Source organism: Simiduia curdlanivorans (genome assembly GCF_030409605.1).
Classification (GTDB): domain Bacteria; phylum Pseudomonadota; class Gammaproteobacteria; order Pseudomonadales; family Cellvibrionaceae; genus Simiduia; species Simiduia curdlanivorans.
On record NZ_JAUFQG010000006.1, the window covers coordinates 448,420 to 472,017 of the forward strand.

19 protein-coding genes are annotated in these 23,598 nt (G+C 51.2%); 6 read left to right on the forward strand and 13 right to left on the reverse strand.

Features of this window, described 5'->3' with window-relative positions; all coding sequences use genetic code 11:
* Positions 1-47: 47 nt before the first annotated feature.
* The 8 genes from QWY82_RS15855 to QWY82_RS15890 form a co-directional block, all read right to left on the reverse strand.
* Positions 48-2,249, reverse strand: coding sequence for a xanthine dehydrogenase family protein molybdopterin-binding subunit (locus QWY82_RS15855; RefSeq protein WP_290264319.1), 2,202 nt, complete (start codon positions 2,247-2,249; stop codon positions 48-50).
* A complete protein-coding gene (locus QWY82_RS15860; RefSeq protein WP_290264321.1) occupies positions 2,249-2,764 on the reverse strand; it encodes a (2Fe-2S)-binding protein in 516 nt (171 codons plus the stop codon). The genes QWY82_RS15855 and QWY82_RS15860 overlap by 1 nt, the downstream gene beginning before the upstream one ends.
* Positions 2,752-3,384 carry a nucleotidyltransferase family protein gene (locus QWY82_RS15865; RefSeq protein ID WP_290264323.1) on the reverse strand — a complete coding sequence of 211 codons (633 nt, stop codon included), beginning with the start codon at positions 3,382-3,384 and terminating at the stop codon, positions 2,752-2,754. Before QWY82_RS15865 ends, QWY82_RS15860 begins: the two co-directional genes overlap by 13 nt.
* Positions 3,381-4,457 carry an XdhC family protein gene (locus QWY82_RS15870; protein ID WP_290264324.1) on the reverse strand — a complete coding sequence of 359 codons (1,077 nt, stop codon included), beginning with the start codon at positions 4,455-4,457 and terminating at the stop codon, positions 3,381-3,383. The genes QWY82_RS15865 and QWY82_RS15870 overlap by 4 nt, the downstream gene beginning before the upstream one ends.
* Positions 4,458-4,484: 27 nt before the next feature.
* Positions 4,485-4,742 (reverse strand): Rho-binding antiterminator, encoded by a 258-nt coding sequence (locus QWY82_RS15875; RefSeq protein WP_290264326.1) that lies wholly within the window; start codon positions 4,740-4,742, stop codon positions 4,485-4,487.
* 635 nt (positions 4,743-5,377) lie between these two features.
* Positions 5,378-8,110 (reverse strand): polysaccharide lyase 6 family protein, encoded by a 2,733-nt coding sequence (locus QWY82_RS15880; RefSeq protein ID WP_290264329.1) that lies wholly within the window; start codon positions 8,108-8,110, stop codon positions 5,378-5,380.
* A gap of 539 nt (positions 8,111-8,649) precedes the next feature.
* Positions 8,650-9,069, reverse strand: coding sequence for a hypothetical protein (locus tag QWY82_RS15885; protein ID WP_290264331.1), 420 nt, complete (start codon positions 9,067-9,069; stop codon positions 8,650-8,652).
* 24 nt (positions 9,070-9,093) lie between these two features.
* Positions 9,094-9,645 (reverse strand): GbsR/MarR family transcriptional regulator, encoded by a 552-nt coding sequence (locus QWY82_RS15890; protein ID WP_290264332.1) that lies wholly within the window; start codon positions 9,643-9,645, stop codon positions 9,094-9,096.
* Between the two features lie 295 nt (positions 9,646-9,940).
* Between QWY82_RS15890 and QWY82_RS15895 the strand changes: the two genes are divergently transcribed.
* Positions 9,941-10,846, forward strand: a complete 906-nt coding sequence (locus tag QWY82_RS15895) for a class I SAM-dependent methyltransferase (protein ID WP_290264334.1) — start codon at positions 9,941-9,943, stop codon at positions 10,844-10,846.
* 39 nt (positions 10,847-10,885) lie between these two features.
* Here the strand turns inward: QWY82_RS15895 and QWY82_RS15900 are convergent, their stop codons facing one another.
* From QWY82_RS15900 to QWY82_RS15920, 5 genes are all read right to left on the reverse strand, one after another.
* Entirely contained in the window at positions 10,886-11,935 is a 1,050-nt protein-coding gene (locus tag QWY82_RS15900; protein ID WP_290264336.1) for a sensor domain-containing diguanylate cyclase, read from the reverse strand.
* A 537-nt stretch (positions 11,936-12,472) separates the two neighbouring features.
* Positions 12,473-12,829: a DP-EP family protein gene (locus QWY82_RS15905; RefSeq protein ID WP_290264337.1), complete on the reverse strand. Its 357-nt coding sequence runs from the start codon at positions 12,827-12,829 to the stop codon at positions 12,473-12,475.
* Positions 12,830-12,839: 10 nt separating this feature from the next.
* Positions 12,840-15,989 (reverse strand): nSTAND1 domain-containing NTPase, encoded by a 3,150-nt coding sequence (locus QWY82_RS15910; protein ID WP_290264339.1) that lies wholly within the window; start codon positions 15,987-15,989, stop codon positions 12,840-12,842.
* Positions 15,990-16,534: 545 nt separating this feature from the next.
* On the reverse strand, positions 16,535-17,998 hold the full coding sequence (locus QWY82_RS15915) for a succinate-semialdehyde dehydrogenase (RefSeq protein WP_290264340.1): 1,464 nt from the start codon (positions 17,996-17,998) through the stop codon (positions 16,535-16,537).
* Positions 17,999-18,154: 156 nt separating this feature from the next.
* Entirely contained in the window at positions 18,155-19,054 is a 900-nt protein-coding gene (locus QWY82_RS15920) for a LysR family transcriptional regulator (protein WP_290264342.1), read from the reverse strand.
* A gap of 196 nt (positions 19,055-19,250) precedes the next feature.
* Between QWY82_RS15920 and QWY82_RS15925 the strand changes: the two genes are divergently transcribed.
* The 5 genes from QWY82_RS15925 to QWY82_RS15945 all read left to right on the forward strand — a co-directional run bounded on the left by QWY82_RS15925 (position 19,251) and on the right by QWY82_RS15945 (position 23,591).
* Entirely contained in the window at positions 19,251-19,952 is a 702-nt protein-coding gene (locus QWY82_RS15925; protein WP_290264343.1) for a CoA transferase subunit A, read from the forward strand.
* An 11-nt stretch (positions 19,953-19,963) separates the two neighbouring features.
* Entirely contained in the window at positions 19,964-20,620 is a 657-nt protein-coding gene (locus QWY82_RS15930) for a 3-oxoacid CoA-transferase subunit B (RefSeq protein WP_290264345.1), read from the forward strand.
* Positions 20,621-21,779: 1,159 nt separating this feature from the next.
* Positions 21,780-22,193 (forward strand): hypothetical protein, encoded by a 414-nt coding sequence (locus tag QWY82_RS15935; protein WP_290264347.1) that lies wholly within the window; start codon positions 21,780-21,782, stop codon positions 22,191-22,193.
* Between the two features lie 91 nt (positions 22,194-22,284).
* Positions 22,285-22,839 (forward strand): hypothetical protein, encoded by a 555-nt coding sequence (locus QWY82_RS15940; protein ID WP_290264351.1) that lies wholly within the window; start codon positions 22,285-22,287, stop codon positions 22,837-22,839.
* 146 nt (positions 22,840-22,985) lie between these two features.
* Positions 22,986-23,591 carry a DUF998 domain-containing protein gene (locus QWY82_RS15945; RefSeq protein ID WP_290264352.1) on the forward strand — a complete coding sequence of 202 codons (606 nt, stop codon included), beginning with the start codon at positions 22,986-22,988 and terminating at the stop codon, positions 23,589-23,591.
* Positions 23,592-23,598: the final 7 nt, after the last annotated feature.

The following is a 23,598-nucleotide window of genomic DNA, read 5'->3' on the forward strand; positions in this document are numbered from 1 at the left end:
GAATAAAAATATAGCGACGAAAGTCGCTATATTTTTATGTTTTAGGGTTATGGGTTTAACCATCGATTAATCGGCAACTGGCGGATACGCGGGCCACCGGCAGCGACGATGGCGTTGGTGATACTGGGCGCCACAGGCGGTACACCCGGTTCGCCAACACCTGTGTGTTTTTCATCGCTATCAATCAAAGTCACGACGATTTTTGGGCATTTATCCATGCGCAACAGCGGATAATCGTGAAAATTAGACTGCACCACGGCTCCTTGTTTAAACGCAATGTCGCCATAAAGCGCCAGCGATAAAGCAAAAATGACCGCGCCCTCCATTTGCGAATGAACCCGATCCGGATTTACGATTTGACCGCAATCGAGTGCAATGTGCACCTCCTCCACAGACAGCGCCTTATCCTTCAAGGTCACTTTGCTCGCCACCGCCACGTAGCTAAAAAAGCTGTAGTGTTGTGCTAGGCCCCAGCCTTGATTAGGCACGGCCTTGTGCGGCCAACCGCAACTCTTTTTCACCACATCCATCACGGCTAACAGGCGATTACTTTTAAAGGGGTGATCGCTATCTTTGCCAACAATACGGTCTTTCCCAATTAATTTCTGATGGAACACAAACGCATCTTGTTTGGCTTCGCGCGCTAATTCATCGAAAAAACTATTAACGCCGAAGGCATGATTGATATGAAATACCGATCGCATCCAACCAATACGGGTATGGGCCGGAGTATGGGCATTTTCAATCAATTGATTTTCGATGTTATAGGGTAAATTTGAAAAGCCTTGGCCCGCTTCCCACTCCTGTAAATAGCCACTATCGGGACCAAATAAACTCATGATGGTGGGCGAAGCCACACAGGATTTAATGGCCATCAATTGGTTTTTCTTATCCAGCGCTGCCGCGAAAGTTTGCACACTTGAGGCATGATAATAGCCGTGCTTAATGGCGTCCTCGCGCGTCCAGGTTACCTTCACGGGCTTGCCCACGGCCTTCGCAATCAACGCCGCTTCGGCGGCGAAATCCGGCTTAGATTTCCGCCCGAAGCCGCCACCCAATAAAGTCACATTGACGGTGACTTGCTCGGGCTTAAAACCGATGGCGCCGGCAATCACATCTCTTGCCCGCACCGGGCTTTGCACACAAGCCCACACTTCACAGCGATCACCCGAAATACGCGCTACCGCAGCCGGCGGCTCCATGGTGGCGTGCTCCAAATGCGGCACGCTGTAGGTTGCATCGATAACACGGGCGGCCGATGAAAAGGCGGCATCGGTATCACCTTGCGCTAACAAGGTTTTGCGCTGCCCCAGTTTTCCCGCAGCCATATCGCGCAAGTCTTGCGCTGAATCGTAGCTGCGGTGAGCACCTAAATCCCACTCAACCTTCACCAATTTACGTGCCGTTTGCGCGGCCCAGGTATTGGTTGCCACAACGGCAATTCCGGCGTGGGGGTTAAATGCCGCCGGTGTTATACCACCGGCTATTTCCACCACTTGTAACACCCCTTTAACTTTTAACGCCGCGCTGGCATCAAAACTTTTCACCTTGCCGCCCATGACGGGTGTGCGCTCAATGCTGGCGTACACCATGCCGGGCAGCTCGGTATCAATACCAAACTGTGTGGCGCCAGACACCATGGCTGGCAAGTCGACAATGGCGACCGGCTTGCCAATATATTGGTAATCTTTTTTGGCTTTAAAAATCAGGCTATTGGCCGCAGGTGCCGGTAGTGCCGCTGCGGCTGCGGCCAACTCGCCAAAGCGCAGCACCCGACCGCTAGGCGTGTGACGGCAGGTGTGATCGATGGCTACGCACTCCTCTAATTTTACTTGCCAGGTTTGCGCCGCCGCTTGACGCAACATCAATTTTGCCGCCGCGCCAATTTCGCGCATGGTTTGGAAAAATGTACGCACACTGCGCGAACCATCGGTATCTTGATTGCCGTATTTTTCATCGGCAATGGCTTGAACAATATTCACCTTGCGCCAATCCGCTTCCATTTCATCGGCCACAATTTGTGGCAAACTGGTGCGGATACCTTGGCCCATTTCCGAGCGGTGCGCGATGATGTTGACGCTATCGTCCGGTTCAATGGATACAAAAAGATTTAACGCCAAGGCCGCCTTACCTGGGTGCGGGCTGGCGAGTACATCGGTGGCGAGTGTTGCCTGCAACACCAAACCGGTGGACGCTAAGCCTGTGGCTTTAAGAAAGCTGCGCCGGTCGAGAATCGTTAACTTAGCCATTATGCTAAACCTCCCTTCGCGCCCACGCTTTGCTCGACACTAGCTTGTTTTTTTGGCTCGTGTATTTGCACCCCGGCAGCCGATTTTATCGCCGCTTTAATGCGCGGATAGGTACCGCAGCGGCAAATATTACCGGCCATCGCTTTATCGATATCGGCATCGGACGGCTTGGCGGTTTTAGATAACAATGCCGCCGCACTCATTAGCTGGCCCGACTGGCAGTAGCCGCACTGGGGCACATTGTGACTTGCCCACGCCAGCTGCAAGGGATGGCTGGCATCGGCAGACAAGCCCTCAATGGTGGTAATTTTTGCACCTTGCGCCGCTGATACGGGTGTCAGGCAAGAGCGCACCGCCTCGCCATCTACATGCACAGTACAAGCGCCACAAAGGCCCATACCGCAGCCGAATTTGGTGCCGGTTAAATGCAACAAATCTCGTAGTGCCCACAGCAAAGGCATGCTCGGGTCGGCGTCTAGCTTGTGCACTGCGCCGTTAATGGTTAGTTCAAACATGATGGCTCCTTGCGTTCAGTAACATGATGTAGATCTTCCGGTGTATCGATATCAATGGCGGCATTGGGCAAACTCACGCTCACCACCGGTTCAGTCAACAATATTTTTTTCGCACCCTTATCGCCCTGCAGCGCCGCCAACCTAGGAAAATAGCGGCGTGGAAAAATAGCCGGCACGCCCAATTGCCCGGCGTAATGGGCGCAGACAATTTTTTCTTGACCGCTACCTGCAATAGCGCCAGAAGTTTCGCGTTGTTTCGTATAGCGAAGCCACAAATGTTCCAAGTCCGCGTCGCTTACGGCAATTTGATCCGCTAACAAGATCAACACGGCCTCGGCATCTGTCGGTAAATGTTGCACTGCAAAAGCGATACTCGCACCTATGCCCTTCGCCCAGTGCGGATGAACCCGATAGTTAACGCGCTGCAACTGAGGCATGCGCGACACAATGGTCTCGGCATGGGCGCCAAGCAAAAGCAACACACGCCCGGGCGCTAAGGTTTCCGCTAAGGTCAAGCTATGCGCCAATAGGGGCGCACCTTGGTACTGCGCCAACTGCTTGGGCTCGGCGCCAAAGCGCCGGCCTTGGCCTGCGGCTAACACCAGTACCGATAAGGTCATCGATACTGCTCTATGGTTTCAGCACCTACTCGCTGTAGCTGAGCCGCCTCTAATATTTGATGGCACTGCGCGAGTGCCGCAAGTGCGATCGATTCCGGCAGCTCGCCACCGAGATCAAGCCCCATTGGGCCGTGGATGCGGCTATCCGGTTTCAGCCCCGCTTTAATCAGGACGCGGTTTTTACGATGCACAGGACCTAATAGGCCAATGTATTGCACCTGGCTCGGCAACAAGACCGAGAGCGCGTCGGCGTCTAGCTGGACGTTATGAGTCATAACAAATGCCGCATCCACCGTGGATAAAGTTTTTATCACGTCGAGATGAGCGGCCGGTTGCCGAATTATCCTATCGGCGCCACTGAAATGTTGTGCCTGGGCATAGGCCACGCGATGGTCGATAAGCGTTAGCTGCCAGCCTAGGTTTTTTGCCATCTGAACCAAGGGCACGGCATCGACACCGCCACCAAAAATAGCGAGGTGACGGCGCGCCGTGAGTGAAATGGTTAACCAAGGCGGATTTTCAGCCTTGCCACCTTTGCCACCTTTGCCACCTTTGCCACCTTTGCCAACATAAGTATTGATAATCGACCTATTTGACGTTTGGTACGAACACGCCTCGGCAACAATATCGACGCGATTATTGGCAAGATCGGCAGTTTGTGGCAACGCCAAATTCACACAGTAGTGCACTTTCTGCCGCCCATTCAAAGCCGCAAATAACGCACACAAGTGCTGATACTGATTGGCCGCTAACACGGGCTGCAACAGAATGCGTACTTTGCCGCCACAGCCTAAACCAAGCTGCCAGGCCACATCGGTATCGCCGGTGGAATCAAACTCAACTACGCGGGCTTGATTAAAACTGATCACTTTTTTCACATCGTTGAACAGTGCTTTTTCTAAACAACCGCCGCTGAGCAAACCAAAAAATTCACCGCGATCATTAAACATCATCATCGCACCCGCTTTGCGATAACTGGAGCCTTCAGTATCGATAACCGTGCCAAGAACCCAGGTATAGAGATCGCGCTTAGGGTGCCAGTGCTCAAGAATATCTTGAATGTGATTGCCCATTAACTTGCCCTTAGTATTTGCTGTGGCTTATTCGCTACTGAGTTGCACGATAAAGTTGTGCGCGCTAACGAGGTTATCTCGGGCCTCGAGCGTTTTGATCCTTGTGAGATCGACGTTAACAGCACCCGCCTGTGTTTTTACCTGAAGGCACTCAATGCCGCCCACACGAGTAATATCTTCCGCTATACCCATCACTTGCGCTCCGGAATGCAGTAGCAAATGCACCTTTGACGCTCGCATGCATACGATTTCAACATAGTCGTGCGCCTGACAAGAGATTGGCATGAATCTAACACCTCAAGCAAGGGTTCAAACTGAGCCTAACCATAGCGTATAAAGCCGGGAGCAGGGAAACTTTCAGGCATAAAAAAGAGCCTAGGGAAGGCTCTCAGACGGCCGATGAAGTCGCGCATGACACAGATCGCACGCGGCAAAAAGGGCAGATATTTCGGGAACGCGTGAACACCCTTCGGCCCAGACACCAAGCATAATTTGGCGGCGTTTAGTGGCACGCAATAGGTTGTATTGCAAAGGCTTGCCTCACCCATGAAGCTCGACGGCGGCCCTTCAGGGCCAGCCTGCCAACATAGAATAAAGGCGTTTAACCGATGCCAAAGCCTCCTTCGCTCACAAACAGTAAAGCCCAAGCTGCCAACGCCCGGCAATATTTATTCTATCGCCGCGCTCACATTCAACCTTGGATCTTGGTTATTAACTTGAGTGCTTAAAGCAAGCTCTTTGATTGGGCATTCACTGGAACTTAGCATCAGCGGGGATAAAGCGACGGGACAATTGCAGGTTAATGTTAAACCTAACCTTTCATAGGGAGGGCATTGGAAGATTATTTGTCGTCAATGAAAAAGGGCCGGCCATAACGAGCGCCAGCCCAAAGATCTAGGGAGCGAAGCCCCTACAAAGACTCAATGTGAAACCAATCTAAAACTGTCAAACAGGGCAACACTGTCGACCGGAGGCGCACCGAGATAGGTCAAAGCCACATCATCCACGCGCACATCCGAGTTGGAATCACCTTCGACACCGCCGCCGCCATTGTAAATATTATTCACATTGTATTTGGCGAAAATGGTTAAACCAGTGTTGGCACCTGAGTTAAAGGTCAAACTGTCTTTGCGAAAGCTGTCGTCGCCGCTCGGAGCACCCGCGGCAACCAAGGCCTCGTAATCCACCACTTTACTGGCGACAACGGTTGTGCCGTCTTCGCCATACACGCCCATGGTTATGGTGGGAGAAAAGCTCGAGGATTTTTCCAACACATACATGCTTAAGGTGTGCTCTGTGTTGGGCTGAATACCGGTTAGCACCTGATGCACACTCGGCTCACCCACGTCGGCGGCAGTTTTGTAACGCAGCTTGACGGAACCGTCGGCGCCAGAGGCAGAATTGCTGGAACGCTCGGCGCTACCAATACCCGTGCCTTCGGTGTTTATCCAATCCACATCATCGGTATTACCCTGGTAACTGGTAAAATTTGGATCGACGATGGTCACACTATTTACCACACTGCTGGTGTTTTTGGCGCCATAAATCGTCGCACTGGTGGCAGCGCCCGAGTTAAAGCTAACGCTGGTCAACTTGTATTTGTTGGTTGAGTTCATCTCGGTACTGGTCACCACACCACCGACATCCACCGCAAGAACACCATAACCTTTAACGAAAGCGGTTAGGGTGTAGTCGGTATTGGGGGTTAAGGTCACTTGCTGAGACACGCGCGAATCCGCCGCCGTTAACTTAACGCTCTTTTTACGCGAAAAGGTTTCGGCTGCATCTTCCGTGATTTCCGCATTGAGCAAGGTCCAGCTAGACGCCGACGCATCGAAATCGTGATTGGCAATAGCCACTTGCGCCACGTGCAGTTCGGTCACCGGTGGGCGGTAGCTGATGGGGCCAACATCGTCGCGCGTTAATAAACCACGCAAAACGCTATCGCTACTGACATGATCGGCGCCTGCTTGAGTATCAACAGCGCGGGCTTGGCCATCCATATCTGTGTCGACACTAGCAAAACTGCCGATGGTCGACACAATAACCGCGGATAAATCCGGGCTATCAACGCTGGCGCGGTAAATACCCAAACTATCGGGCGCGAGTTTCGCATCGACAAAATCAATGCCGCTGGCACTGGTCAATGCATCGCTGTCGGAAAACGCCTGTCCAAAAACGATATTACCTTCGATGGTAGAGGTCGCCGGTAAACCATCGGCAGCCTGAGTAATTACCGGGCCAATGGCATCGGCAATAATATTATTTAACAGGTATACCGTGTTCGGATTGGTCGATTTACCACCGCCATCTACGTTCAAGCTGTTGACGCTATCGACAATGGTGTTATTGGCCACATACACATTGGTAAGCTGCTGATAACCGTTGGTGGTTGAGCCGTCTGAGCCCATTAAGACGATACCGCCATGGTGGGTTGTATCTTGATAGCGGGCACCGGCAATGTAGTTATTAATCACCGTGTGTCCATCGTCAATAATGCGTAAACCACCGGCATAAGGGTGGTCATCGCCCAATATAAAATTATTGGCGATAATCGTCTTGGCACCGTGGCGGGTTGTCACTGAACCATAACTATTGCGGATAGTGTTGTGCTCAATGCGATTACTGCCGGATTTGTTCGATATAACTTCCGCTTCACCCTGCATTGCTTCGAAAAAGTTATGCTCGACCACGGAAAAGGAATCTGCCATGTGCGAATCACTGGTGCCAATGCGAATACCCTCATTCTCATTGTCGCCACTTTCAGCATAGGCTTTGCCATTAATGGGTGGACGATCGCCAAAATAGTTGTGATCAATTTGCGTGTAATCTGGATCGGTTAACAGCGGGTCGTTACCACTCGCCACATAGCGATCGACAATCAACAGCGCACCAGGCGCGGTTTTGCCCGAGAACCAGTTGTGGTCGATACGGTTGTATTGGCCGTAAATATTGAGCCATTTTCCGCTGTCGGTTTCGCCTTCGTCCATATTAATAATGGCATTCTCGGTGATACGGCAGTGGTTACACGGCGTTGAATCATTACCGCGGGTCTGCAAGAAATCGCTGCTGCCACTGGTGCCGTCCTTAAAGATAAAACCTTGCAGCGTGACGTACTCACCGCTCATGCGAACACTCGATTCGCCGCCGATGACGACTTCGCCAGGATTTTTTGCCGCAACCACAATCGGCGCCGATTCAGTGCCGATGCCGCCAAAGTTCAATTCCAAATTGCTGTAATCGCCATCGTCCAAACACAGGGTAGTGCCGGCAGCTAGGCTCGTCGTGGCGGCGTCTTCTAGCGACGACACACTGGTAAAAGTCTCGGTGCAGACAACCGCGGGTACCGTGTCGTTATCACCTACAGTGCCGCGTGCGAAATTGCCGGCTGGTGTTGGCGTTGGCGTCGGTGTCGGTGTCGGCGTTGGTGTCGGCGTCGGTGTGGGCGTTGGTGTGGGCGTTGGTGTCGGCGTCGGTGTCGGCGTCGGTGTCGGCGTTGGTGTCGGCGTCGGTGTTGGTGTCGGCGTCGGTGTCGGTGTTGGCGTTGGCGTCGGCGTTGGTGTTGGTGTTGGTGTCGATTCGGAACCGCTACCGCCACACGCACTCAACAAGCCGGCAATTAGCATTAAAGCTAATAATTTCTTCTGTGACATCATTGTCTCCTGTCATTATTTTTATAATTTTGCTGAACTTTACCCCAAAAATTGATCAGATCAATTCCAATGAGAAATCGGCATTTATCGCTAAACTGTGTGACTGCAGCTCAATAAATCGCCATTCAAAGTCCGCTTAATGGGTTTTTATACCTAAGGCGGCAGAAAACTTAATCAAGAGAGGCAAGCGTGTCAACCATAAAATCAGATATATTGGGCGCCCAAATTTAGGGGCTAACCCCGAATCTAGCCAAACGACGAGGTACGCACGCAACGCATGCCTACCCGAACCCATTCGAGAAAACTGACGGCCCGGCGCGAAAAATGCCAGAGAAGGTCGATACTTGCGAGGCAACAAGCGCTAGCCAAGGGCTGGCCCAGCACAAACATTGTTCAATAGGTTATGCGTTGCTTGCCAACTTAGGCTGCAGCAACAGCGAGCCGTTATAGCGTTAACCTGGACAACGCGAGGCGCTATCACTTGGGCCGCTAAAACAGGGGGTTATTACAAGGTGGGCATAGTAATTCAGGGCGCAACATTACCAAGATGCAACATTACGAGGGCGCAGTAACAGAAGCGGCAAACCCAGGGCGATTGCCACAAAGCCGTTAATAAACCAGTGCCAATAAAGCCCATGGATACCCGAAATTGTCGAATCCAATAACAGCCAAACAAAAATTGCGGCGAAGCTCAACCACTTAATTTGTGCCTTGCCACTGGTGTAGTAATAATCCACGGCCAAACAAAATAAAATTCCCCAGCTGGCCACGGTTGGGCCAAAGAGTGAAAGCAACACTTTCACGCTAGGCTGATGAACATCCTGGCCAGATACCGTGTACGCCAAGTAATCGAGATAGGGCTTTACCAGCGCGGTATCGACCAAAAAAATCAATAAAACCCCGCCAACAGCGTGGGCCACACCCAGCCCTAACAACCAGGAATAGAACAATCTTTGCATGGCCAGCCTCCAGCGTTTGAACGATTATTTCGCCTTTTTCTTGGGCAAAAAATGAATTACCTTAGTACCCATTTTAATTAATGCCAAAAGCGATGAGCGCGGCAAGGTGGCAATTTGTTCATACCACTGCAACATACCGTCGAGAAAGGTGTGCATCTCGGTGATTTTTTTTCGCACATGGGCCGAGGTTTGCTTGTCCTGCCCCATCTCCACCTCGCATTGCCGCAACATGGTCATAATAGGGTCTAACTCGCGCCGCTTGCGCTGTTCGATGATGGTAAAAAAAGTATCCCAGGTATCGCCCACCACGCTGAAATGATCGCGCCTATCCCCCATCACATGGGTCACCTTAACCAACTCCCAGCTCTGCAGTTCTTTTAAGCTGTTGCTGACATTGGAGCGCGCCACCGATAGCAACTCAGTAATTTGCTCGGCGTTCAATGGCTCGGGCGATAAATACAGCAATGCATGTATTTGCGACACAGTGCGATTCACACCCCAGCGACTGCCCATCTCGCCCCAATGCAAAATATAGCGCTGCATTAGTGGCGTTAATTGAAAGCTTGGGTTGTCCATCGTTATCACCTTGGTTGCTGTTATTGCACCACTGACATCTATTGCAGGAATGACGTCATTAGCACACATTCACTAAATTTCAGGGCATATCGGCGTTAAAACGAACCACCGGTTGCCCCGCGCCACTAGCCAGATCTTTGCTCTAACCCGACCTAAGTTGACCTAAGTCGACTAAGCAAGGCTGCATCACGCTAGCCGAAAATTACAGTAATTTCTGTCTTTACAGAAATTACTGTAATAGCGTACTCTAACTCTGTCAATCACCGAAAGCCGCAAGGCGCGCAAGGAGACGACAATGACCAAGCCCTGCCCCGCAGCCCCCCTAGCACTGCCCGCTATCGACCAAGCGCATAAACCGCAATTAGATATCATTAATTATTATGTCGAAGCCGGTATGGACTACGAGCCCTGGAGCCGAAACTACAATATGCACTTCGGCTACTACCGCTGGGGCTTAAACCCTTTCAATTTAGAAACAATGTTGGAGCAAATGAATCGCGAAGTGCTGAATCGGCTCGAACTCAAGCGCGAGCAGGATAACCACCTGATTGACTTGGGTTGCGGTGTCGGTAGCTGCGCTCGCTACTGCGTAGAAAATCTCGCCCATACCGAAGTCACTGGCATCAGCATTGTGCCCACCCAAGTGGATCAAGCCAAAGCGCGCTGCAGCCTCAGCCCACAAGCGCATAAACTGCATTTCAAACTCATGGACTATCGCCGCCAACAGGTGCCAGACAACCACTTTAACGGTGCCTACGCCATTGAAAGCAGCTGTTATGACAAGGGCAAAGATAAATTAGCCTTTTTAACCGAGGCCTACCGCACCCTGAAACCCGGTGCCCGGTTAGTGGTGGCCGACGGCTTCACTAAAACCAAACAGACCTCGCGCCTGTTCAAGGCTTGCTACCGTAAGGTATGCGACGGTTGGGCACTGGAGGATTTTGCCAATATCGAGGATTTCGTCGCGGCCATGAAAAGCGTCGGCTTTCAGGATATTGTGGTGGAAGACGCCGCTTGGCGAGTGGCGCCCAGTATTGGTTTTGTGCCTTGGATTTCACTGAAATATTTTTTCAACAAAATCTTCCGCAGCACTGGCGATACCCGCATCCAATGGGGCCATTTTCTGGCCCCCATGTACGGCATTATTTTAGGTTTGCACCGCCAGCACTACAGCTACTTCTTAGTGTCCGCTAAAAAATAGCTGCGGGATTTGCGTGGCAGGCAAGTAAACGCTGGGCGATTAGGCGCAATTCACGCCGTCGCGGCCAGCGGATTTAGCGCGGTAGAGCGCCGTATCGGCGGAGCACAACAGCGCCGTGGCGGTGCGAAATTGGTGTTGGTGTTCGCATGCAATACCCTGGCTCACCGTCACCCGCACCAAGCTCGATAAACCTTGGTCGGAAAAATTCAATTGTTTGACTCGCTTTTGAATCTGGCGCGCAATAGTCGCAGCCATCTCGGCGGTGCAGCCAGGTAATATAGCCGCAAACTCCTCGCCACCGTAACGGGCCGCCAAGCAACGGCGCGAGGGCAGCGCCTGCTCAATCACTTCGGCAATTTTACGCAGGCAGTAGTCACCCTGAATATGGCCGTATTGGTCGTTAAAATGCTTGAAGTAATCCACATCGATGATAATCACGCTGAGCGGTAGGTTGTGATTAACGGCGTCGGTCCAGTTGCGCTGCAGTACTTCGTCAAAGGCGCGGCGATTTGCCAAGCCGGTCAGGGAATCGGTTCTGGCAAGGCGCCTAAGCTCCCGGTACTCCGCCTTGTGGGTGGTTAGGTTGTGAATGATACCGATAAACATCGGCTTCTCGCCCGGCAGGCAAGACCAAGACAGGTCGCACTCGATAAACTCGCCGTCCATACGCTTAAAGAGTACCTCCTTCGGCCCGTGGTTGAGCTGAGACTCCTTGCTTTTGCGCCAATCGGCAAACAGCGCTTCGTACTCTGCCTTGTAGGGGCGGCTGAGATGCCGCGTCCAAGTCTGCCCAATCAGCGCTTCACGCGGCGCGCCAATGAGCTGCGCGCCGGCCGGGTTAATCATTTCGATCACGCCACTGGCGTTGACCATCAATATGGCTTCGGTCACATGATTCAGCACCACGCGCAGCGCCTCAAAGTGCTCGTCGCCCACTTGCGCCGCCGGCGCATTGCGATGGCGACTGGGGAAAGCGGCAACCTTTTCTTCGCTTTCATTCAGGTTTTGGTCGCTCGACATGGCCTGCGCCAGCCCGGTTACCAGCGCCAACGGGTGGCTTAATCCAGCTAAGGTGCGTGTGATACTCATACTGTTCATCCCTAATAATTTTATCGTGTGCAAGTCGATGCTCGCTTAGGGTGAACTGTAGAGAGGCCGGCATTTTTAAACCTTCCGGTAACCTTCTGATTCTTAACCTATTGATTTTTATGTGCTTTATTTCAACAAAAAAGATTGCATTGGGTGTGATCAGCAAGCTTTTTGGCGCCTTGAAGGCGGATTCAGGTAGGAGCTAAGCGAGCAAAACGAGGTCAGAGAGGGCCGCGATCAGGCGCTTCGGGTCACATAACGCGATCCATTACCCGGCCGACGCTATCAACGTGAACCCGCAAGATAGCGTTGGAGGAAAGGTAGCGCTTAGGCATGTTGATGGCCGCCGCGTTGGTTACCTCTGAGATAGGTCACCTCTGAGATAGTCTGAGATAGGTCACTTCGGAGATTGGTCACCCCTGAGATTGGTTACCTCTGAGATTGATCACCCCTGAGAAATGGCGCTCGATGAAAGCTAATACGAGGGCGGTACAAGGCAGCCACGCCATCGCGCTTGCGCGGCTGCCATATCAACGATTACTGCGGTTTGGTATCGCGAATTTTTGGGTCTGGGCTGGTGATAACGCTGCCGTCTGAGAGCTGAACCTGCAATTGCATACAAATGGTTTCGGTATGGCTATCCACATCGGTCAGGGTCATAGTCTTACCGCCATTGGTAAAAACCACATTGGTGATATCCAGTGGCGTTGAGCTCGAGGGTGAGGTAACACTCAATAGCGGATGCATAAACACCATCTGTTCCGCGTTCTGCAGGGTGTAAACCAAGCTCGACGCTTCAGTCACGTCGATACTCCCGTCTACACCGACGCCCGGCCCGGCATAGGTAAATCCGCCGCTTAACGAGACGGTAACACTGACATTAATAGTACTCATGGTGTTGCTCCTAAAAAGTTAGACACTGTTGAGATTGTCTAAAGGGTTGTTGAACATTGGGTGAAAGGTTGACGTCACTGATCGCTTTCAAGCGATCAAAGGCCTTGGCACAGCCTTGTGGGTCCCAACCATTGCGTTGAGCCAGCAAGAGCAGTTGGGCCTGAATACCCAGCAGGTATTCATCGCTTTGATTCAATTCGGGCAATAGCGCCGATAACTGCTTGGCGAGCGGCTGCGCTAATTGCGGACTATTCACGCGGTCAAAGAGATCGATTAACTCCCACAGCCGCTCCGCATAAATCTCCTGCTGGCCCGGTGTCTCTTGCGGCATGTCGGGCAAACCCTTGAGCAGGGACGCGAGATCCGTGGGCCAGGTAAACCCAGTGTCGCTCTGCAAACTAATCAGCAAATTAAGCTGGGTATCCTTGGATTGCTGCCAGTGGCTATTTTTCGGATCTTCCAAGGCAATCACGTGGGCAAGCTTATAGGCTCTTTCAGCGTACAAGCGCGCGGCTTCCCTATCGCCCTGCCATTTCAGTAGGCGCGAATAATTGCGCAACGCGATCACAAGATCGTTGCGGCTATTAAAGTTGTAGGAGTTTTGAATGTCCGGTTGATCGAGCAAGGTAAAAATATCTTCGATGTATGTTTTCGCCTGGGCAATATCCCCTTGGGCCAGCGATATTCTGCGCAACCAAGATAGGGTATCGCTGTGATCGGCGATGGTTTGAGGATCTTTGGGTTGCAGACTTAGAAGTTTCGCACTTAAGCTCAAGGCCCGATCAAAACTTTTCTTAGCCGCCACATAGCGATGTTTATTCACCTCTAGGGCACCGAGCGAGCTGTGGGCGTAGAAGACTTCGCGCAAGGCATCGACTGAATCCGGCGCGAGCTCAAATAGCTGCAAGCTGTAAGCTAAATAATCTTCCAAATGGCTACGCGCTTCATCCCATTGATGTTGGTTGTAGGCAATCTGCCCCAGCCAAAACGCATTGGCGCCAACGAGGGTCAATAACTCGCTATTGCTAGGGTGCTGCATCAACAAGGCTTTTGCCACGCGATTGGCCTGCGCAAAGGCTTGACGCGCCTCGTCGATATTATTGCGCGACTGCGCCACCTCGCCCATGGCCGCCAAGGTTTGCGCATGCTGAAAACGCGCTTCAAAACTCAAGCCCTCATCAACATTGCGACTAAAATATTCCAGCGCCTTGTTGCTAATACCGTCTAACAAATCCATGCGACCAACGCTGCGCAATTTATCGGCAAAATCACCCACCATAAAACCCAACAAGCTTTCCGCCTCTGCGCGCTTTTGTTGCGCCAAATTTTGCGCCTGGATACTTTGGTAAGTCATAAAGCCGGCCAGTAAGGTCAAGGCAAGCAGCGACATAACCGTGACGCGCTTAAGCCACGTTTTTAGCATTGAGCGCCGGCTAGATGCGGCGATGAAGGCAAGCTCAGTCGCACTCAGACTAAATACCTTTGTCGCCAACAGGGTTTGCGCTTCGAGCAGCGGCTTGCCATCGGGCAGCAATAGCTCGGCGCTTTTTTGTTCGTCCAACCAGCGCTCGGTTTGTATTTGCAAGCGGCTGCGCACTTTCAGGCTGTCGCGATGGTACTCAATCCACTCGGTAACGCGCGGCCAACGCCGCAACAAGGCTTCGTGCGCAAGACTAAAGCAGGGTTCATTATTTTGTAGGTGCGAGACAAATAAGCGATTTTCCACCATGGCTTGCACCAACGTTCTTTCCGCCTCAGCACTCAACTCGTGCCAGCGCGCGGCGCGGCTGGTGATATTTTTTTCATCCGCACTCAGGGTAACCAAGAGCGATAAAATACTGGGCAGGCACTGGCGTTGAGCTTTCGGTAATTGGCTTAACAGCTGCTCGGCGCTTTTGCCAATCGAGCCTTCAATACCGCCGAGCTGATGAAACACCTCCATCAACAATTCGCCATCGGGGCTGCGCTGTAAATACAGTTCTTGCAAGGTGTATTGCAGCAAGGGCAGCGCATCGAGGTTATCGGCTGCCTCTTGCGCCAGCAAATCATCCAAGCTTAAACCGCTGGCGGCATCTAAACCCCAGGTTAAATTCGCCGCTAACGCAGGTAGGCGAATCATTTGTAGCAATTCAGCGCGGCTGGGCGCAGCCAAATCGAAGTGGGCGCCACTGGCTTTACCCGCCATTAAACTCGGAAACGCCACCAGCGCCGGATAAAAGTCATTGCGGCAAGCACACAAGACTAAAATCACACCGGAGCTCGCGAGTTGCTCCATCAGTGCATTCGCCGCTTTTCGCTCGGCATCGGAAAAAATAGGCGAAGCGAGTAGCACTTCCAAGCGATCGACAAAGAGTGCAAACAGCGGTTTGTCATAGGCGGCTGAAGACAAAGCGGCTTTACAGCGCGCAATAACTTGTTCAGGTTCTGCCACGAGTAACTCGGCCAATGCGCCAGCGCTGAAGCCATCGAATACCGGTTGCTCGTTAACCTCCCAGTCGAGCATGCCGCTGGCGATGTGTAAAAACAAATTGCCACTGGTCACGTCGGCCAAATCGAGCCGCGTGGCCGACACCACACCAATACCTTCGTGGCCGGCCTCGGTCATTAGGTTGGGCAAAATACCGGCGTTGATAAGCGAAGATTTACCGCTGCCGCTGGGGCCCAGCACCAAACAGAAGGCGCGGCCAAACACCACTTGTTGCGTGATGCGATCGAGCAAGGTGGCAATTTGTTGGCTGCGACCGAAAAATACCCGCGCGTCGTCGGCTTCATAAGCGCGTAAACCCGGAAACGGCGAGCCGCCCTGCCAAGCCTCGCTTTGAGCATTGGCTTGGTGACCCACAGGGTGAGTGATAGATGCCAGTGTGCGATAACCGCGCTTGCGAATCGTTTCTATATAGGTGGGGTTGCTCGCATTGTCATCCAGCGCTTTGCGCAACTGGGTGATAACTTTGTGAATGGGGTTATCGCCCATGGGCGTATTGGGCCAGCAGGCTTCAACGATAGCGTCGGCGCTAACCACCTCACCGGCGTTTTGGCACAAAAACCGCAACACATCCATCGCCTTGGGCTCTAGCTGGCGCAGGGTTGCACCATGGCGCAGGCTATTAGCCTTGGGGTTTACCTGCCATTGGCCAAAGTAAAAAAGGTTATCGGTCATATTGATCGCGTAATACTGGTTTATTGTTTTTATGAGCCTCTGCGCCCTGCACTCACTCACGTGCCCGCTAAACCCTATGCGTTGTAGGCAGGGATAATCGTATAAATGTTTTTCTTTATCAATTTATTTCTATTGATCAACAGAATCGCCGCCCAGCGAAAATGGCACTCGCGCTTAACATCTCACACTTAGATCAACACCTCGCGCTTCACATAGCTCTTTATTTAGCACTTCACATAGCACTTCACTTAGATCTTTGACGAGCTCTGTAGCTAAAGACGAAGGCAATGGGAAAATGCCCAATGATCAACTGAACAATAATCAAACAATGAACTCAGCTCGAACGAAATGCCTGCAGGATGACATGAGCGGATACAAGAATTTAACAATTCGGGATGTCAGTCATTACCAAGTGCTTTTACAACAATGAAAACACCGATACAAACACGTCGATCGGAAGCAGAAAGCGCAAGACTTGATTGCACAAAACAGAAAAGGCAGACATAAAAAAAGCCCCTCGCGGGGCTTTAGAATTTCCGGCAGAATTATTTATCTAAACCGCCCATACACATATATTTAATTTCCAAATAATCTTCCATACCGTACTTGGAACCCTCGCGGCCAGAGCCGGATTCTTTAACGCCACCAAAGGGCGCCATTTCATTGGAAATAATGCCTTCGTTTATACCGATGATGCCGTACTCCAAGGCCTCGCCAACGCGCCATACCCGGCCGATATCGCGGGTGTAAAAATAAGCCGCCAAACCAAACTCGGTGTCGTTCGCCATTTGAATGGCTTCGGCTTCGTCTTCGAATTTAAAAATCGGCGCCACCGGGCCAAAAATTTCTTCGCTAAAGACGCGCATATCGATGCTAACGTTGGTCAAAATGGTGGGCTCGTAGAAACAGGCTCCCAAACTCGATTTTTTACCGCCGAGTTTCGCCACCGCGCCTTTGGTTAGTGCATCTTGCACCATGGCATCCACGTCGTTAGCCGCTTTATTGTTAATCATTGGGCCAAGGTTGATGCCGGCCTGTTGGCCATCGCCCATTTTTAATTCTTTTACCGCGGCGGCGAGCTTATCGGTGAAGGCGTCGTAGACACTGGCTTGCACCAACATGCGGTTAGAACACACACAGGTTTGCCCGGCGTTGCGATACTTCGATGCCACAGCGCCCTTCACGGCGGCGTCGAGGTCGGCGTCGTCAAACACGATAAACGGCGCGTTGCCACCCAATTCCATGGAGGTTTTCTTAACGGTTTCCGCACACTGAGCCATCAGCACCTTACCCACGGGGGTGGAACCGGTGAAGGTCACTTTGCGCACGATGGGGTTACTGGTCATTTCACCGCCGATGGCGCGCGAACTCTTACCGCACACCATATTGAACACGCCCGCAGGAATACCGGCTTGCTCGGCCAATACCGCCAGCGCCAAGGCCGACAAGGGCGTTTCAGTGGCAGGCTTGCCGACAAAGGTACAACCAGCGCCCAAGGCCGGCGCCGCTTTGCGGGTGATCATGGCATTGGGAAAGTTCCAAGGGGTAATGGAGGCCACCACACCCACCGGCTGCTTCACTACCACAACGCGCTTGTCGCCAGAGGGCGCGGGAATGATGTCGCCATAAACACGCTTGGCTTCTTCCGCAAACCACTCGATGTAATTGGCGCCGTAAATAATTTCGCCCTTGGCCTCGGCCAGCGGCTTGCCCTGCTCTGCGGTCAAAATCAACGCCAGATCATCGAGATTAGCCAATATCAAGTTGTACCAAGTGCGTAAAATATTGGCCCGCTCTTTGGCCGGCTTACCCGCCCAGGCGGGCATGGCCGCTTCGGCTGCGGCGATGGCACGACGCGTTTCATCGACGCCACAGCTGGCGATATCAATAATGGTGGCGCCCGTGGAGGGGTTCAAAACCGGAACCGTCTCGCCATTATCGCTATCGACCCACTGGCCATTGATGTATGACTGGCCGCGCAACAATGCCGGATTTTTCAACGCTAACATGACGAATTCCTCTATTAAGGCCCACAAAAGACAGAGACTGCCAAAGGGCGACACATCGTAAAATCAGTAAAACCTGAATTATAGGTTAGGTTAGATCAAACTTTAGCGCAGCGGCCAAACCGCCAAGCCATATTCACACCTTCTTTAGCCATTGGTTTAGATCGGCTGCCCCTGGTAGTGCACTTTAAACACCTCAATCATGGCCAGAGCCGCTTGCGACAAAGGCCGCCTCGCATGGGTAATAATGCCCACTTGGCGGGTAATATCCGGCGCCTGCAAAGGCACACACACTAACCCCAATTCGCTCATTTGTTGCACGCAAAGCTGAGGCACGGCGCTAACGCCCAAGCCACTCGCCACCATGCGGCCGATGGTGGCGAGCTGGTTCGCCTCCAATTCAACATTTAAGCTTAAATCCAAGGCGCCGAGATGGCGCTCGATCAGCTCGCGTAAACTCGACGGCCGCTGTAAACCAATAAAAGGATGTGCGCAGAGAGCCGCCCAATGAAGTTTTTTGTTGGCCGCCAAGGGGTGATTGGGCGTAAAAACAGCGACAAAGTGATCATTAAACAAAGGCGTAAAGCTCAAATCAGCTTGATTACCTGGGTCAAAAGAAATCCCCAGCTCAATGCGCCCCTCCTGCACCTGCTCCACCAACTGCTCGGCAATCACCTCCTGCACGCTAATAGTAATAGGTGGAAATTGCGCTCGAAAGGCGAGTAGTACGGCGGGCAACTCGGTGCTGGCAAAAGACGGCATAGCCGCAATAGCCAGGCGCCCGCGCTGCAGCGCAAACCGCTGATGGGCACCGGCCAACACGCACTCCCAATCGGCCAATAAGCGCTGCACTTGGGGCAAGAGATCGGCGCCCTCGGGCGTTAGCGCCACGGCGCGGGTGGTGCGGGCGAACAATTGGCCACCCAGCTCTGCCTCTAGGTTCTTCATGGCTATACTCAAAGCCGGTTGGCTCAAATGCACACTGGCCGCGGCCTCGGCAAAACTTTGCGTTTGCGCCACAGCCAAAAAGCCGCGTAATTGCTTAACCGTGATATTCATGGCTATTATTCAATTTAATTTATCAATTGGTTAATTCTTTAAATTTGATAAATATATGGTAACCGCTCATGCTAGACAAATCCACCGACCAGTGAGTCACTTGGACGCAGCGGCCACCAGCGCGCAATGAAGCGTTAAGCATTGGGCATTGCCAAACCAGATACCAATAACAACAGTCAGGACACAGGAGTTCGCCATGAGCGGGTTTAACAAAGTGGTCAATAGCTATCAAGAAGCTATGGCAGGGTTAACAGACAATATGACCGTTATCGCCGGCGGCTTCGGCCTGTGCGGCATCCCCGAGAATCTGATCGCCGAAATTAAGAAAATGGGCACCAAGGGTTTGACCATCGTGTCGAACAACTGCGGCGTCGACGGCTTCGGCTTGGGCATTTTGCTAGAAGACCGGCAAATCAAAAAAATGATCTCCTCTTATGTGGGCGAAAACGCATTGTTCGAAAAACAACTGCTGGCCGGCGAGCTGGAAGTTGAACTTACGCCACAAGGCACCTTGGCGGAAAAAATGCGCGCCGGCGGCGCCGGCATTCCAGCTTTTTACACTGCAACCGGCTACGGTACACCGGTGGGTGAAGGCAAAGAAGTGCGCGAATTCAACGGCAGAAATTACATTCTGGAAGAATCCATCACCGGCGACTTCGCCATTGTGAAAGCTTGGAAAGCCGATCGCTATGGCAACCTCGTGTTCCGCCATACCGCGCAAAACTTTAACCCACTGGCCGCAACCGCTGGAAAAATCACCGTGGTAGAAGTGGAAGAAATTGTCGAGCCCGGCGATTTAGACCCAGCCCAGGTTCATACGCCCGGCATTTATGTGGATCGCGTGATCAAAGGCAGCTTTGAAAAACGCATCGAACAACGCACCGTGCGCAGCGCATAAGGAGAATAATCATGGCTTTAACTCGCGAACAATTAGCGCAACGTGTAGCGCGTGAATTACAAGACGGTTACTACGTCAATCTCGGCATTGGTATCCCCACCTTAGTGGCCAACTACGTGCCTAAGGGAATGGAAGTGATGCTGCAATCGGAAAACGGTTTACTCGGCATGGGCCCCTTCCCCACCGAGGCCGAAATTGATGCCGACCTAATTAACGCCGGCAAACAAACCGTCACCACCATCAAAGGCGCCTCCATTTTTAACAGCGCCGAGTCCTTCGCGATGATTCGCGGTGGCCATGTAGATTTAACCGTATTAGGCGCGTTCGAAGTAGACGTGGCCGGCAACATCGCCAGCTGGATGATCCCCGGCAAGCTCATCAAGGGCATGGGCGGCGCCATGGATCTGGTGGCCGGTGCCGACAACATCATCGTCACCATGACCCATGCCAGCAAACACGGCGAATCGAAATTACTAACTAACTGCACCCTGCCCCTAACCGGCGCCGGCTGCATCAAAAAAGTTGTTACCGATTTGGCGTATATAGAAATTGCCGACAACAAATTCTGGCTAAAAGAACGCGCACCGGGCGTTAGCGTGGATGAGATTATTAAGCTTACCGCCGGCGAGTTGGTAGTGCCGGAGGTGGTGCCAGAGATGGAGTTTTAGCAGGGTTAGGGAAGCTACAAGCCACAAGCCACAAGCCACAAGCCACAAGCAGGATGGCCTGCCCCTACAAGCTACAAAAAATTTAAAGTTCCGCACATTTGGCAGCCCTAGGGCTGCCTTTTTTGCCTACAGGATGTAGGTACACCCGACGGCCATGGATGGCCTTTGAGGGTGTTGTTCAAATTCACTGCCGAGAAGCAGCAAAGCTCCCATGAACGGCCTAAGAGGGTGTGGCGTTGGGATGTAGTGCATAAAATTGCTCCTGCATTTTATGCACTTCCGCCTTCCATGGCGGTCGTACACCCGGAGGCCATGGATGGCCTAGGAGGGTGTTGCTCAAATTCACTGCCGAGAAGCAACAAAGCTACCACTAGTCAGGACGGCCTAGGAGAGTCTGCCGTTCTGCAGCTACCCAAATAACGACGCATTGTACGAGGCCCTCTTCACCACATCCAAGCCGTTATCGCCCCACCACCAAAAGTAGTCACGCCCCACAAGCCCCCCACCCTATTTTGCACCGCACACCCGAAACATCAAACCGCCTAAGGAAGCCCCGTTGATATATGCCTCCAAGGCGCATTATTTTGCGCCCGATTTTTGAATTTATGGTAACTTCTTGAAATTAAAGGGGGAGTTAGGGCTGGCACGCCGGTTCCGCTCTGGATATATGCCTCGAAGGCGTAATATATTACGCCTCCAAGACACTGAATAATGCTGTTGTAAGGTAATATTTTAGTTTTGTAATCGCACTTGGTTAGTGTTGCGAATAAAAGCGTTTGCAGTTTCTACTACATTACCTGCCGTTCGGTCTAACTTGTGGTCGAGTGCTGAAAATTCACGTAGGTTTCACTACTGTGCTAAATTTATCGCAGTGTTAATAGAAATTGATTTTTACAGAATGGTTTTCGCGCTTGGCTACAGTTCCATCAAGTCCGCGCGTTGAAGTAAAAGTTTAAGTGTGGTTTTCGTAAAAGCTTTCACTTTGTAGCAGCAACTAACGTCCAGCTTACAACAAGGCGTTCAATGTTCGCGCACTGCGTGCGCTGGACAGTTTGTAAGTAGCGCGTTTAGCGAATCGCTGCGCGAAGTTTATCGCAACGCGCAACTTACAAACTGCCCATTAACTTAGCGTTATACGCTATGAGTATCAGGGATAGATATGTTACCTAAAAAACCAAATTACCTTATCGCTACCGAAAAATTAGGGTTTAAATTCCCTTTCGTTTGGTGCATAGCTGCACTTGTTATTGGTGCGGCTACTCAGGAAGTCTCCTCAACGTTATTTATTTCAATAGGTTCACTCTTCATCGTATGGCTGGCTTGCAAACTAGCGAGCTTATTTTTTAGCTTTCAACAACACAGTGGCATTCTCAAAAACAGTGTTTACGACAACGCCATGAAAACTGTTTGGTTTATTTCGCTAATCTGTCTGTTAATAAACGTCTTTAAATCCATATTTTTTCAACAAGGTAGCGCCTCATTTCTTGGTGGCGTATTCTCAATTGTTTACTTCAGCTCTATGCTTGCAGCAGCAAACAAGTGGGGGATGCACTACGTTGAAAAGCGCGTATAACAATCCAATTATTCCGACCTCAACTCGCTGCGCTCGTTTCGTCGGCATATTGGGGCGTTATGGCTTCCCTACATCCAAGGCATGAAGTTAGATGATACCCATAGACTTAGTCCACGAACTCTTACCTAATTTTGGAATTACTAGTCCCAGCAATCTTTATGAAAGACGGGTTAAAGATGATGGATTTGAGGAAGATGATGTGCTTGAACTATTGGAGGAAGGGCCGTTCATTGTATCAATAGATTGGAGGGCATGGTTACAAGATGAGCTCGAGGTGATATCTAAAATACTTTTAAAACTAGGCGCACGTCTAGAATTTTCTCTTAATGGCGATGGTAATGCCGGCCTAGTTAGGATTGGAGACAAAGAAAGTAATATTAAATATGAACCAAATGACGACGATGGGTGTTTTGATAACGCTATGCTGAGTATTTCAAAGGTACTGCCTTCAGACCTAGAAGTTAGATCCTCCGTCCACAATGGCCAAAATGACACTAGTTGTTACGCAATACTGCCAAAGAGTCACTGGGAAAAGGTAGATGAGATAGCTGGAGATCTAATTTCTACATATTTTCAAGCATTTGAAGTTAAGTATCAAAAAGAAAGCCTGCTCTCAATTGTTAGCTCTTTCTTTAGGAAAACTTGAGCAAGTAGTAAAAATACAGCCATAACAAGCGGCTCAATCCGACCTCCACTGCGTCGCTTGTTTTGTGCTTAAATAGCACAAAACAACCAACTCCGTTCCGGCGGCTTAGCCGGGCGTTAGCGACCTTTGAAAGCTCGGAGTAACCGTTGAGAAAAAATAATTTGTTACTGATAAAGCAAGCGATGCTCATTCCAGTATTCGCTTTTTATAATATATTCATTGGGCTATTTGTGTCTGGCTATAGCGTTACATCTCAACATATTAGTGAGTTAGCGCTGGAAGCAGAATTTTTTGCATACTCTCATCGATTGGCTGACATTTTAATAGGTCTGTCCATGTGCTTGTTTGCTTTCGCGTGCTTTTCAACTGCAAAAGCAAAGTTCACTTTTGTAACAATGTTTTCATTCGGAATGACATGGATATTTGCTGGGATCTTCATCCTGCATAACCCCTTGCATGATATTTACGGGTTAACAAACATCTTAATAGTTGTACCTGTGGTGTTCGCACTAGAAATGCGAGACTTCTATACATCAAAGAAATTTCAAGACTTTTCCATTTTAGTTACATTGGTTCATGTAATGTTTTTCTGGTTCTTTAACTACGGTTTTATGCCTGTTGAATATAAAGGCATAACTCAAAGAGTTTGGGTGGCAATTACTTTGGTGTGGTACGGCGTTGCTGCTTATCAAATGTATATAGCCGCTAACAAGCAAAGGCAGCCGACGCTTAACAGCGCGCGGCTGCTTTGAGCGTTAA